The organism is Kitasatospora sp. NPDC101801, assembly GCF_044766665.1.
GTDB lineage: Bacteria > Actinomycetota > Actinomycetes > Streptomycetales > Streptomycetaceae > Kitasatospora.
Genome location: NZ_JBIWML010000077.1, coordinates 1 through 13535, shown reverse-complemented (window position 1 = coordinate 13535; position 13535 = coordinate 1). Strand labels below are relative to the sequence as shown.

The window sequence follows — 13535 nt, the reverse complement described above, 5'->3', positions numbered from 1 at the left end:
CAGGTTCGACAAACGCGGCTACGTCTACCTCGGTACCGTCACCGCAGCCGCGCTCGTCATCTGGCTCCGCTCATGATCGCCAGGACACTGCCTAGACGCCCCTCCGCCTGAGCGGCCTCCAACCACCGCCACACCGTGCGGACATTGACCCCCGCCACCTGCGCCCCGGCCAGCACGTGCTCCGACGTCAACGTCCCCGCCGCCCTGAGCTCCAGCAGCCGGGCCACGAGCACCGGCCGTCGGACCGACAGCGCCGGCAGCACATCCGCCACCGCATCAGCGCCCCGCGCACCCGCACGCACCGCCACCCGGACCCGCCCTCCACCACGGCCCCGGCACCGGGGCACTCCATCGAGCATGAGAAGCAGCAGCGGGCGGGGAAGCGGAAAACGGCGTTCCCGTGACAGCAGGGGCGGGGCGGGTGTACCGGGTCCATGTCAGTCACACACCAGCACCTGTCAGCGGCGTGAGCGCCGGCGTCAGTACGGCAGAGCCCAGCCCGCCGCCCCAGCCAGACGGATGAAGACGACGAAGGCGGCAGCGGCCCGCCCGGGAGCCGAGCACACAACCCCGAGAAGACAGGGCCACCGCAGCGGAACCCGCCCTCCGACCGGGGCCCTTGACCGGTTGCCGCCGACGGCTGACCACTGTGCGCCCTCCGGAGCGACTCGGGCATGATGACGGCCCCGGCCACCCCGGCCTCTTCGCTATGCTGCCGCCGAGGGCCACTGACGCCCCGGGCGCGACCAACGCCCACACCGCACCCGAGCGCCCACGCCGCCGGGATGGCCGGTAGAAGGTCTTCCGGGATCAATGGAGCGCCTGAACAGATGCCCTGACGATCCGTCGAACCGGGTTTGCCGCGTGGGAGCCGAGACCCGGTGCCGAGAGGACCCGTCCATGACCAAGCGCACCACTGAGCAGCAGCGCGCCCGCGAACTCCAGCGCGCCGAACGCACCCAGGGCAACCACGTTCGCTACCACGACGCGCTCAACCGCGTACGCGCCCAGGCACAGTCCGCGGGCCCCGCGGCGTCGCCTGTTGCCGGGTTTCCCGTCCAGATCACCACAGCCGAAGCGGCCCAGGAAGCCGAGAAGGCGTTGGCTGCGGTGCTGTTCGAGCGTACGACAGCGCTGATGGCAAGCCGTTCCAGGGCGGAGCTGGCGGCCATGGTCGGTGCGAGCGGGTTCGACGGGGAGAGGTTCCATCCCGGGATGTTCTCCACGCAGGAACTCGCCGGCCTTCTCGTCCAGTACGAAGACCGGGTGCGGCGCGGTGAGGCACGGCCCGCCGACTTCATGCCCCTGGCCGTGTTCCCCGCGGTCCGCACCGCGGCTGAGGAAGCCGAGGCGGCACTGGCCCACGAGCTGTTCGAACGCACCCAGGCGTTGATGGCCAGCCACTCCAAGCAGGAGCTGGCGGCCATGGTCCGCGACCTCGGGGGCGGAGGCGGGAAGTACGGGCCCGAGCTCTGGGCGAAGCAGGAACTAGCCGGCCACCTCGTCTGGCACCACGACGCTGCGGAACGCCGTCAGGCGTAAAAGCCGGGGGTTGGGCAACCGCGAGCCACCCGAACGGAACCCACCCCCACCGCGCAGGCACCAGGTGCGCCCCGCCGTCTTCAGCAACGCCCCCACCCCGGGCGATGCCGAAGACGGCGGGGCACAGCCCCGGCCGTCATCGCACCCACCACCCCCATGACAGTGCCAACCACCCCAAAACACCGCCCCACGACAACAGACACCACCCGCTAGACCAGCCTTACGACAGCACCACCTGAACCCTCCCCGGCCCGCTGAACAGGCCCAACAACCAACCAAACTGACATACCGTCACTGACAGGCACCCCACTGACACCAAACCGGCACATCGCAGCGGAACCTCGCCGCGGCGGCGCAGTACCGGGAACGCGAAGGCCACCTCAACGTCCCCCGCAAGCACCCCGAAGAACTGGTGCTGGACGACGGCAGCAAGGTGGAGGTGAGCCTGGGCCTGTTCATCTCGAACAGCCGTCTGCGGCGGGCCACCATCCCCGCCGAGCGGGCCAACCGGCTGACCGAGCTCGGCATCCGCTGGGAGAAGTAGCCGAGCGGGCCCCGGGGCAGGCTGTTCGGGGGCGGTGCCCGTCGCCGGGCTGTGGTGGTGTCAGGTGTGGCGGATACCCGCATCGTGGAGGTAGCGCAGGCGCCGGATGCAGCCCTGGGCGCCGTGCCGGTCGAAGTAGAGGTCGACCTCGCCCGCGGTTCCGGCCGTCACCCACAGGTCGGTGACGTGGTCCCACACCGCCCACGGCTCACGACCCCGGTCATCGGCCAGCAACCGCACCGACTCCCACCGCACCACCACATCCTGGTCCATCACCCCCACAGAGACGACCCTACGCGCGTCAACTCGCGCGCACACCGACAACCCACCAACGAGCAAACCGAACTGACGGCCCGCCCGATCCTGTCAGGAGGTTCGCGGAGCAGCCCCTCCACCCGGGAGGCAGTACACCCTGTCGGGCCACGGACGCAGTTCGGGTGACCGGCGCACCGCCTGCCGACAGGCCGCCAGCAGGCCGTAACGGCACCCGCCGGGGCTGGTCCGGGTTGAGAGCCGTTCCGTCCGGGGCCGGGAAGGTGAGGTGCTGGACGGTCCCGCGCCGCTCACCACCATGCTGTCGGTGGCGGTGCCCGGACTGTTGTTTCAGTGGTGGACGCCGGGAACGGAGTCGAAGTACGGAGTGAAGCTGAGCGCGAGGCTGCCGGCCGTGGGACCTGTGCCGTTCGTCGTACCGGCCAGGAGCTCTGACATCTGCTTGGTCCAGTAAACGTCGACGTTGGACAACTTGTACCCGGTGAGAGTGGGCTGGAGGGTGGCGAGAGAACCGGCCGTGCTGATCGTGCCCATGGGGATCTTCTCGGCGACCACCGCGCCATCGACGACCACGGTGACCGACCAGTCGGTGGGGGCCAGCCGGATGTAGGTGGGTGCGAAGTCCACCACGGTGTCGTGCCCGTCGTCCTGCGGGAAGCGGAAGGTGAACCCGGCGGGGTAGGAGATGAGGACCCCGCCTTCCAGGGTGGAGACGGTGTCGTTGGCCTCGGTCCCGATCGGCAGGCTGAAGGTCTTGCCGTTGTCCGGGGTCTTCCACGGCGCGATGGTGCCGAGGGTGGCGTGCCGGCCGGCCAGCCACGCCCGGGTTTCGGCACTGATGGTGCCCTTCGCCTCTCCGTAGGGCGAGACGTAGAGATTCGGCTTGGGAAAGCCACTGGTTGACTGCCCGGAACCCACGGGCGCGGGCACCGGTGCGGTCGTCGCGTCGGCGCCCACCGGAAGGGCGAGGCCGGCAGCCGCCACCGCGGTGGCCAGAGCGGCGAAGTGCAGATGAGTGCGGCGCATAGTGGTCTCCGATACCCGGTGCGGCTGAGGGGTGCATGTCCCGATCACCCCGCCTCGCACCCTAAGCGCGCGCCTGGCGGGTGCCCGGCATCGAATGCGCCGAACGAGTCTTCACTGAGCGTCACCGCACTCAGCCGGATCACAGCGGATGATCCCAACAGCCGCCTACGGCGGGCCACCATCGCGGCCGAGCGCGCCGCCCGGCTGACCGAACTCGGCATCCGCTGGCAGTAGGCCCACGGGGCCGGGCAGGCCCGGGGCGACAGGCGGTCGGCCTGCCGCCCCGGGCCCCGTCACGTCCGGGCCCCACCCAGGGGTGAGCGGGTATCCGTGCCGGTCACCGGGCGCGACAGTGCCCTCCTCTCGGCTTCGCCTGTCACGCCATGGTCTTTTGCCATCTGAGCCAGGAGCAGAGAACCGAGCAACAGAAAACCGGGGATGACAGAGTCAGTGCCCTTGTCGTCAATGATCTGCTTGATTCGGGCCGCGGCTGCAGGGTCGGGCTCACGATCTTCCCAGAGCGTGAGGCAGTCGATCGCGGTCCGAACGTCGTCCATAGCGGTCATGGGACGATCTTCGGTCGATGGTGAGCCCGGCGCACATCGGCGGCAAGCACAAGGAACCGCTCGCCCGACGACGGCACCGTGGTGGAGGTCAGTCTCGGCCTGTTCATCACCAACACCCGCACCCACCGCGCCACCATCCCCACCCAACTTGGCATCCGGCGTCTCCCGCAGGGTGGGCAGCGGCAGCACCAACGGGCCCCGCTTCTTGTCCTTGCGGGTCTGCTCGCAGTCCGGGCACTCCAACCGGTTCGGGCCGGCCCCCTTGAAGCGGACGAACGGGTCGGCCAGCGCAGCGCGCAGCAGAGCATCACCCTCAGCGTCACCCGGGAGGGCGAGAACGGCGGCTGGGGCAGGCGCGGGGGCGGTCAGGTTCGCGGCCGTCCCACTGCCACCGGTGGTGATTTCAGACCGGTCCGCAATCGCGGCGGCCGGGCCGGGCCTCGCGGTGGGCGCGTTATCGGACCGGTCCGTTTCTCCGGCCGGTCCGGGGGTCGCAGCCGGGGCCTTAATTTCGGACCGGTCCGATTCCGGGGTGCCGTCGGCCCGGGTCCAGGAGTCGGGGAGGTTCCACTCCTCGCGCAGGCGGGCGGTGGTGGGATCGCGGCTGCGGCACAGCGGGGTGAAAGTACCCTGCCCTGCGGTCTCGACCCGGGCCAACACCGCCTTCGCGGCCTCCACTTCGGCCCGCGTGTCACGTGTACGTCACTCGGCATCAGCCTGCTCGTGCTCGGCGGCCAGAAGCTGCTCCAGTACGTCCCGTGGAAGGTCATCATCCGGGTGGCGGCCGGCATCATGCTGCTGATATCCGGTTCAGCCGCTTCAAGGCTCATCACCAGCTGAACCGAAAAGGAAACGCCCGGCCGGGAGACCCCGGCCGGGCATTCAAAGATAACGGCCTGTCACCGCTTCACAAGATCGGCGTAGAGGTAGGCGCAGGCTTCCTCTTCAGTGTCGAAGCTCGCCTCGACCCAGTGTGCACCGCGCTCCCAGGCTTCGATCGTCCACCGTCCGTCGGCCTGTTCGACCAGGACGGGGACTGTCTCCTGAAGGTATTTGGACGTCCTCAGGTCACGGGCGATGATTCCGTACGAGCTGTCGTCCACTCCGGCCTCCCGGAGAGCGGTGAGGAGTTGATGATGGTCCACTAGCAGGGTTCTCCTGTCTCGAACACGAGGTATTTCTCCTGGCAGAGCTGTTTCACGGTCTTCTCCATTTTGAATTGGGTCGCGCCGCCGGGCTGCTCGAACCACGGGGCGGCCTTGCTCTTCTCGATGGCGCCCGCACCCAGGTCGTAGTCCTTGGCCCACTTGTAGCGCATGTACGGCAGGTTGAGACTGTCAGGCGGCAGCGCCCGCGCACCGAAGGGGGCGTTCTCCGAAGCAGGGGAGAGCCACTTGCCGGTGTCCCTACCGAACCGGTCCCAGACCGTACCGGCCTTGATCTGCCCGGCCGACACTGCTTGCCGGGTGCCCTGTATCGCGTACGCGCCCAGTTCCTCGCTGGGGTATATCCAGCCTCCCAGCCACGCCCCGGCGTCGTCCTGGTAGGCCCGTGTGTTCCAGTGCTCCTTGATGAACTGTTCCCTGGTCAGGTTGCCGAAGCGCTTCCAGTCCTGAGCCAGGCCGCCCGGATTGCCGAAGGTGTTCGCCGGGCCGAGCTTGCCGGCCGCGGCCATCTCGTCGCCGAGCTGCCGGAGCTTGACGAGGTCGGCGATCAGCTGGTTTGACTGCGCTCGGGTCAGTTGGAGCAGGTTCCGGTAGGCCGGGCTGAGGTTGGTGAGCTCCTCCAGCGTCATGGTTGTCCGGGCGCCGAACTGTTTCAGGAACGGCTTGAGGAGCGAGCGGGGAATTCCGGCTTCCGTCGTGACGGCCAGGAAGCCGTGATCGGCCTTCAGCTGGTTCACCATCTCGTCGCCGCACATGGCGTGGAGCGTGAGCGCGAAATCGTAGGCGAGCCCCATGGCAGGCCACTCGCAGTAGCTGTACAGCAAAGCGGGCATGATGAGCCGGTCGCCACCAGGCCAATCGAACTTCGACCAGTCGAGTTCGCCGCCGCTCTCGTGCAGCCACTCGTCGAAGCCGGCGGCGACCGCGGTGCAGCCCTTTGCCGGCTTCTTCAGTTGGTAGCCGTTGAGGATGCAGGTGTCGCCGAGCTGAAGGACATTGGTGCCCCAGCCCAGGACGTAGAACTGCTGGACCCCGGACTGGTCCGGCAGGACGCCACCGACCGGCTGTGGGGTACCGGGAGCGGGGGCCTGCGCCCGCCTCTGGCGCTCCTCTTCCTCCTTCTTGTAGAGGCCCATGGCGTACTTCCACGCCTCGTCACCCAGCGCTCGCGCCTCCGTCGCGCTCTTGTTGGCCTCGATGGCGTCCGCCGATGCCTTCTTGGCGGAGTACTGGGCCATCTGGGCGTAGGCCCGGGCATGTCCGGCCGAGACCGAGGCCCGGTTGGCTGAAGTCCTGGCGGCAGCTGCCGAGGTAGCTGCCGAGGTAGCGGCCGCCTTGGCGCGGTTCAGCGAGTCGACGGCGCTCTGCGCGGAGGCCTCGGCCGCCGCGGCGGCGGCCTTCGCCTCACCAGCGGCCTTGCCCGCAGCAGACGACGCGTCGGAAGCCTGCTGGGCGTACACGGCGGCATCGGCGGCGGCGCCCCGGGCGACGGCTGCGGCATTGCCAGCCTCGGCCGCGTCCTGTCGGGCCCGGGCGGCCAGCACCCGGCCGTCGGCGACCAGCCGGCGCATCTCCGAGATGTGTGCGGCGTCCTGGTGGTCCTGCTGAGCGATCTCGTACTGGCCCTGAGCGATGAACGACCGGAGCATCGGGTTGGGTGCGGCCATCGCGACCTGGGCAGCCGCCTTCACCCGCGGCGTACCGGAGTTGATCAACTTCAGTGCTTCGACACGGTCGTCCTCCCGGCGGGCGCTGTGCTGACCAGTGGTCAGGAATGCCAGCAGGGCCTGCGGGGTGCCAACGTCCATTGCGGCGCTGCCCCGCTCACGGACTCCGACACCGCCCGCGTTCATCAGGGTCAGGATCTGGACCCGGTATTCCTCGCGCATGGCGCTGTGCTGACCGCTCTCCAGGAACGCGGCCTGGGCCTGCGGGGTGCCGGTCAGTGCCTGTTCGGCGGCGCTCCGCAGCGCGGGTACTTCGCTGAAAGCGAGGTAGGAGACCTTGCTGTAGTCATCCTGGGCGGCGGCCAGCTGACGGTTGGTGGTCAGCCAGGTCCGGACCTCCTCGTCGCTACCAATCAGAGCGGCCTCGGCGGCCTTGGCGGTCCACGGAGCGCCCGACTTAAGCAGCCGTACGGCGGCTTGGCGGCTTTTCAGGATGGCGGTCTCGGGCACGGTGCCGAGGGCGGTAGCCTCGGTCAGCAGGCGCTTGGTGTCCTCGTCCTGGCGGGCCGACTCGGCCCGCTCCCAGGCGACCGCGACCTGTGCAGCAGGCTCCTTCCGGGCTTCCTCCTCGGCGGCCAGCACCGAGAGCGCGGTGGTGGATTCCAAGGCGGCCTGCTCGGTCTGACGGGCCGTCGCCTCGACGTTGGCGGCCTGGTTCGCGGCCGTGTTGGCGTCGTCGGCGGCCTTGCCGGCTGCCTCGGCGTGCCGGGTCGCCAAGTCGGCCCAGTTGGCGGCTTCCCCGGCATGCGCGGCAGCCTCCTCGGCCGCCACGGCGGCGGCGTCGGCGTGCGCTGCCGACTTGTCGGCGGCCGCCTTGGCCTCGTTGGCGGCGGCGAGCGCCTGCTGCACGATGGCCTGCGCGGCGAGGGCCGCGCTCTTGGCCGTGGCGGCGGCGCGCTTGGCCTTGTCTGCCGCGATCGCGGAGCGCCGGGACTCGGCGGCCGAAACCTTGCTCATCGCACCAGCCTGGGCGGCAGCTTGCGCGGCAGCGTCGGCATGCACGCTCGCGTCGTGCGCTGCGGTGGTTGCCTTTCCTGCCTCCACCAGAGCAGTCATTGCCGGAACAAGCGCATTGCTGGCTGTCGTGGCGGCGAGCGCGGCGGCCCGGGCATCCTTGGCGGCCTTGGTGGCGGCCTCCGTCTGGCCTCGGTCCTTGGCGGTGGCACTGGCCTGCTGGAAGGCGCGCGAGGCGGCCCGGCCAGCGGCAGACGCGGCCGAGGCAGCCGAGGCGGCGGCGGAGGCAGCCGTCCTGGCCGCGTTGCCGGCCGCCGTCGCTGCGTTCACGGCAGTGGTGGCCGCATCGGCAGCGCTCTCCGCCGCGCTGGCAGCCCGGCCAGCCGCTGCGGTGGCGTCGTAGCCCGAGTCCTGCGCGGCGGCCGTCTCGTCCTTGGCGCGCTGGGCGGCCTCCTTGGCCAGCCTGGTGGCGTCGACCGCACGGCCCGATGCCTCCTTGGCAGCCTCAGTCTCCGCCCTGGCCCGGTCGGCGGCCTGCCGGGTGTCCTCGACCAGTTGGCTGATCGTCATGGCTTCCTGGTCCTGGGCCCGGACGATGTGCTGCCCAGTGGCCAGGAACTCCCGGACGGCGGCCGGGCCGCCGTCGAGTGCGGCACTGCCTGCGGCCTTCAGCCGGGAGCCTCCGACGTGCATCAGCCGCAGCGTCTGCACCCGGTCGTCCTCATAGCGGGCCTTGTTCAGGCCCTCGCCGAGGAATGCCTGGTAGCCCTCGGTGGTCCGGGTGTCCAGTGCCTTGCTGCCGGCCTCGTTCACGGCGGGGCCGCCACCGTGCATGGCACGCAGGATGGCGATCCTCTGGTCCTCCACCCAAGGGGTCTTCCATCCGGTCTCCAGGAACGCCTGGGCGTCCTGCTGTCCAGAGAGCACTGTCTGCGCGGCCTCCCGTACAGCGGGCCCGGAGGAGGCGACCAGTTTGAGCACGCGCAGGCGCGCGTCCTCGCCAGCAGCCTTCGGCAGTTCGGTGGTCAGGAAGGTGTCGACCTGTGTGTCCGGGCTGGCCAGTGCAGCCTCGGCAGCGGCTCGGACGGTCGGGCCGCCCGAACGCCAAGCGGCCATCGCCTGGGCCCGCGGGCCCGGTGGTGATGTGGCGTCAACACCCTTGTCCACGGCGAGAGCTGGCGTGGTGAGCAGCCCGGCCGCTATGGCGAGCGCAGCTATTCCTGTCGTCAGACGACGGGACGATGCCACTCCTCGTGGCGCTGTCCCGTGTATGACCGTCCCCTGTTGTTTCATTTCCCCTCGAAGTTCATCTACTCATCAGCGGAGTCCGAACGGCAGCGAAGCAGACCGTGGCCGCGCATCATTTCATACGGATCTGACCAGGCACCTGTCGACGGTGCACAGATGATCTCAGCAGCAGGAGACTCATCGGTGATATGAATAGCCCTCAGCCGACCAGATGGGGTCCCTCATGCCTGTCTTCAGGTCGGCAAAAATCCAGTTGACACTGCTGGTCTGTGCTATCACAGTCAGCGTGTCATGAGCAAAACAAGGAGGTGGGGCTCGTGCGCACTTCTGCACGAGTTCTGGCGGCTGGCCTGGTGGCAGCCCTGGCCCTGGGGGCTGGGGTTTCTGGCGTTTTCGCAGCAGGCGGCGAGAGTGCCGCATCGGCACCGTCAATAGTCGAGGACGGCGCCTATCCGAACGCCGGCCAGTTTCTTACCCAGTACGGAATAACACTGAAGAGCGGCGACGGAAATATCACCCTGGCGCCTTGCGATGGAAATCCTGACCTGCTCACAATTTTTTCCAGAAGCAGAGAGGATATCTGCTTCCGAACAACAGGCGACAAGGGATATCTGAGCCTTGAGATCCCTCGGATCACAGGGGCCCGTGGAAATAGCTACAACGTAACAGTGGCCACCACTTCTGCCGGTGCATCGGCCTCATTCAAGGTACTGAAGAACACGTGGACACCAGCTGGCAGCACGACCGACCCGGAGGGGCGGGACTACACGCTGATGGAGATCACCGCCACCAAGTAACAACGGCTCTTCTGAAATCCGCGCTGCCTCGGGAATACGGGCAGCAGATGGCGAGCGAGCCCTGACTGGCTCCAACCATCATCGAAAAACTCCTGGCGAACTGTCAGAAATTTTGTATGGAGATCGACATTGTCTGTCATACCTCCGCGCTCGGCGTGGAAGTCCGGCCTGGTGGCCGTTGCACTTATGGCCAGCGGGTTCACCGCCGGTAGCGGTGGTCCGGCCACCGCGTCGGTGGGTGAACCCGTGGTCGACGCGAGTCAGGCCTTCGCCGCCAAACTCGCCATCGGTGAACTGGGCCGCAGCTGCTCCGGTGCACTGGTCGACCCGTACTGGGTGATCACCGCCGCCAGCTGCTTCGCCGAAGGCACCACGCCGGCGACCGACGGGGCCCCCAGACTCAAGACCACCGTCACAGTCGGCCGAACCGACCTTGCCGCCACCGGAGGGCTCGTCGCCCAAGGCATTGAGCTGGTCTCCCGTACCGACCGCGACCTGGTCATGGTTCGGCTCGACAAGCCCGCCGCGGGCATCACCCCACTGCCCATCGCGACCACTGCTCCCACTGGTGGCCAGGATCTGGCTGTCAGCGGCTTCGGGCGCACCAGGACCGAGTGGGTTCCCACCAAGCTCCACACCGCGACATTCACGGTCAACTCGGTGGCCGCGACCGGCCTCGACATCGCCGCAAAGGCCCCGGCCGATGCCACTGTTTGCAAGGGCGACGCCGGCGGCCCCGCCTGGCGCACCGTCAACAACAAGCCCGAACTCGCAGCCATCACCAGTCGCGCCTGGCAGGGCACCTGCTACGGCGTCAGTACCGCTGAGACCCGCACTGGTGCCTACAGCACCCGTGTGGACGGCCTCGCCGGGTGGGTGCAGAAGACGATCCAGGCCACGGCGACGGGGACCGTCGTGATGAGTTCACCGGGCACCATCGTGGACCCGATCGACGGGCACGTGGTGACCTACGTGCGCGACAACGCCAGCCAGTTGTGGTCGGTGGACCCCGCGCAGGAGGGCTGGGCGAATCTCGGTCTGGGTGTGGCAACCGACCCTACCGTCATCGTCGACCCCGCCACCCGGCACGTGATCGTGTACGTCAACGGCCCCGAGAACAAGCTCTGGCGCCTCGACGAGCGTGCCGGCACCGGATGGCAGGCGTTCACCAAGACGCCCTCCAACACGGTGATGGCCGCCGACGCCGTCCCGAGTACGGTCGTGGACCCGCTCGACGGCCACCTGGTCACCTACCTCCGGGACACCGCCAACCACCTGTGGTCCGTCGACCCCCAGCAGGAAGGCTGGACCGACTTCGGCGCCGTGGCGGCCGGCGACCCCTACGCGCTCGCCAACCCCGCGACCCGGCACGTCGTCGTCTACCTCAACGGCCCCGAGAACAAGCTCTGGTCGGTCGACCAGCTGGGCGCCGGCTGGACCGCGTACAGCAAGACCCCCTCCAACACGGTCATGGCGCCCAAGGCGTCCCCGTTCACGGTGATCGACCCTGCCGACGGCCACCTGGTCACCTACATCCGCGACACCGCCAACCACCTGTGGTCCGTCGACCCCCAGCAAGAAGGCTGGACCGACTTCGGCGCCAAGGCCCTGACCGACCCGTTCGCCGCCGTGAACCCCCTGGACCAGCACGTCATCGTCTACGTCAACGGCCCCGAGAACTACCTCTACTCGGTCGACGACCGCACGAAGACCTGGACACAGTTCACCAAGACCCCCACCGGCACCGTCCTGGCCCCCGACGTCGTGCCCTACACGATCGTCGAACCCGACAACCACCTGGTCACCTACATCCGCGACACCCGCAACACCCTCTGGTCCGTCGACCCCCAGCAAGAAGGCTGGGCCAAGTTCTACGGCGGACCCTCCGTCAGGTGACCTCCAGATAGCGAACTCCCGGCAGCGGAGCATCACCATGGCCAGTGGCTGGCCCATCGCAACCGCGACGGGCCAGCCACTGCTCCGCAGCGGATGAGCACCTGCACGGAGACTCTGTTGCCCAATTCCCGAGCAGCGAGGCCATCGGCATCTTCAGGGCCGAAGTCGGCCCGCCAGGGCGTCACGAATCGGGCAAACCACCCTGCCAGCCGAGCAGGGCACTGGCTGAGACGAATTGGGCAACAGAGTCGCGGGCAGCCGCAAAGACCTCTCGTTCATGACGCGAACGAAAACCAGACGGCGGCCGCGACAGCCACCAGGCAGACCCCGACGACCTGAATGTTGGCGGACATGGACAGCCCCGGCGAGACATCCTCGCCGGCGTCGCGGGCGAGAGTGTCGGCCATGAGCTGCCGCATCTCGCGACGCCGTCCTACGAATGCCACCTGCAGGCCAGTGATCACACAGGCATACATCGCCACAAGCTGGGCAGCCCCGAAGTCCTCAAGGAAACCCAGGACAGCCAAGGTCACCGCCACCAGAAGCGGCGCCACGGCGACCTGAACCTTGTACGCCCTGGAGGGCATCAGCGAGGTCATGAACACCAGGAAAGAGAGAACACTGACGATCGCGACGATCCACCAAAGCCCCAGCGGAAGATGGGGAGCGGTCATGCTGGTCATTCCGTTCAAAGTCACGGCCCGCCCAAACGGCGAGCCACGTAGTGGGTACAGGTGTGGTCAGTGCGCGGGTCGGCCGAGCAGCGGGTCGAGCACGTCGGCACGGGCGGGTTCGCTGACGTCGACGGGTACGCCCAGGCGGGCGTAGCGGATCGTGGTGGTGCCGCCCTGGGCCGCGGAGTCGGGACTGTGGGCCGACTGGACGAGTTGGTCGCGGTCGTTGACCCAGTAGTCGACGACTGCCTGCCCCGGGCTGGTGTCCTCGAAGTAGTAGTCGGCCCGCATCACGGCCCGGTAGTGCGTGGTGTTCTGCTCGCCGAGGCGTTCGCGGCCGACCTTGGCCACCGCTTCGAGTGAGGACTTCTCCAGCCCCCGGGTCGGGTCCAGCCACCTGCCGAACGCAACCACCGGCGCGAGGCCAAGCCCGGCCTCCCGTCCGACCACGGGATCGGCCGGGTCCAGCCGCTTCCACGTCCGCCCGCCCAGATAGGCCGAGTACGCCGGGTCTCCGCCCACGTACACGCCCCGGTCGACCACCCGCACGTGGACGCCGTCCGCGCCGGTAGTACTCCCGAGTTCGGCCGGGGCCTGCGGCCGCCAGGCCGCGAACCCCACCCAGCCGCCGTCGAGCGTCACCTCGGCGCTCCGGCATCGGCCATGGCCGTCATCACCGCCTTGAGTACCTGCTGCGGCGACCGCTGCGGCTCCGGCCCAGGGGCACTGCACCCGAACGCGAGGAGAGGAACGGCAAGAGCCGGAGCGATGAACCGGACGGTGGTGCGCACGATGGAGTTCGGGCTTTCTTCGAACGGGGACGGCGCGACGGCGGCAGCGCTGCGACCATCCTCACCGAAGGATCCGTGCACGGCTCCTCGGAGAAGGGGCATCGTGACGAACACCGCACCCGGCCAGACCCGATCGGTTGGCCAGGTGACCACCGCAAGGAGGGAGCGCCTGGGTGGCCGGGACTGCGCGAAGTGGGCCCAAGGTGGTCTGCGAGGATCGGTGGTGGGGGGGGGGGGGGCCCCCCCACCCCCCCCCCCCCCCCCCCCCCCCCCCCCCCCCCCCCCCCACCCCCCCCCGCCCCCGGGGGCCCCCCCCCCCCCCCCCCACCCC

Annotated in this window: 11 protein-coding genes and 1 pseudogene; 4 read left to right on the top strand and 8 right to left on the bottom strand. The window is 68.9% G+C overall.

The features are described 5' to 3' along the window. Positions 1 to 56: 56 nt before the first annotated feature. Positions 57 to 272, bottom strand: a complete 216-nt coding sequence (locus ACIRPK_RS36350) for a hypothetical protein (protein WP_403047107.1) — start codon at positions 270 to 272, stop codon at positions 57 to 59. Between the two features lie 628 nt (positions 273 to 900). Between ACIRPK_RS36350 and ACIRPK_RS36345 the strand changes: the two genes are divergently transcribed. Together ACIRPK_RS36345 and ACIRPK_RS36340 are read left to right on the top strand one after the other, a co-directional pair. Then, complete coding sequence (locus tag ACIRPK_RS36345) at positions 901 to 1542, top strand: hypothetical protein (protein ID WP_403047104.1); 642 nt, start codon at positions 901 to 903, stop codon at positions 1540 to 1542. A gap of 343 nt (positions 1543 to 1885) precedes the next feature. Continuing rightward, positions 1886 to 2086, top strand: a pseudogene (locus ACIRPK_RS36340) (helicase associated domain-containing protein); the annotation flags it as partial. A gap of 60 nt (positions 2087 to 2146) precedes the next feature. Here ACIRPK_RS36340 and ACIRPK_RS36335 read toward each other — a convergent pair. From ACIRPK_RS36335 to ACIRPK_RS36315, 5 genes are all read right to left on the bottom strand, one after another. After that, positions 2147 to 2368, bottom strand: coding sequence for a hypothetical protein (locus tag ACIRPK_RS36335; RefSeq protein WP_403047101.1), 222 nt, complete (start codon positions 2366 to 2368; stop codon positions 2147 to 2149). 321 nt (positions 2369 to 2689) lie between these two features. Next, positions 2690 to 3385, bottom strand: coding sequence for a hypothetical protein (locus ACIRPK_RS36330; protein ID WP_403047099.1), 696 nt, complete (start codon positions 3383 to 3385; stop codon positions 2690 to 2692). A gap of 293 nt (positions 3386 to 3678) precedes the next feature. After that, positions 3679 to 4629, bottom strand: a complete 951-nt coding sequence (locus ACIRPK_RS36325; protein WP_403047096.1) for a hypothetical protein — start codon at positions 4627 to 4629, stop codon at positions 3679 to 3681. Between the two features lie 221 nt (positions 4630 to 4850). Next, entirely contained in the window at positions 4851 to 5054 is a 204-nt protein-coding gene (locus ACIRPK_RS36320) for a hypothetical protein (RefSeq protein WP_403047093.1), read from the bottom strand. A 41-nt stretch (positions 5055 to 5095) separates the two neighbouring features. Next, the gene (locus tag ACIRPK_RS36315) at positions 5096 to 8914 is read right to left on the bottom strand and encodes a glycohydrolase toxin TNT-related protein (RefSeq protein WP_403047090.1); all 3819 of its coding nucleotides are present in this window, start codon (positions 8912 to 8914) and stop codon (positions 5096 to 5098) included. Positions 8915 to 9363: 449 nt separating this feature from the next. Between ACIRPK_RS36315 and ACIRPK_RS36310 the strand changes: the two genes are divergently transcribed. Next, the gene (locus ACIRPK_RS36310; protein ID WP_403047087.1) at positions 9364 to 9843 is read left to right on the top strand and encodes a hypothetical protein; all 480 of its coding nucleotides are present in this window, start codon (positions 9364 to 9366) and stop codon (positions 9841 to 9843) included. Between the two features lie 171 nt (positions 9844 to 10014). Next, on the top strand, positions 10015 to 11739 hold the full coding sequence (locus tag ACIRPK_RS36305) for a trypsin-like serine protease (protein ID WP_403047085.1): 1725 nt from the start codon (positions 10015 to 10017) through the stop codon (positions 11737 to 11739). Positions 11740 to 12014: 275 nt separating this feature from the next. On the opposite strand, the gene ACIRPK_RS36300 is transcribed toward ACIRPK_RS36305, so the two are convergent. Both ACIRPK_RS36300 and ACIRPK_RS36295 read right to left on the bottom strand, forming a co-directional pair. Further along, entirely contained in the window at positions 12015 to 12422 is a 408-nt protein-coding gene (locus tag ACIRPK_RS36300; RefSeq protein WP_403047082.1) for a hypothetical protein, read from the bottom strand. A 57-nt stretch (positions 12423 to 12479) separates the two neighbouring features. Beyond that, complete coding sequence (locus tag ACIRPK_RS36295; protein ID WP_403047079.1) at positions 12480 to 13055, bottom strand: hypothetical protein; 576 nt, start codon at positions 13053 to 13055, stop codon at positions 12480 to 12482. Positions 13056 to 13535: the final 480 nt, after the last annotated feature.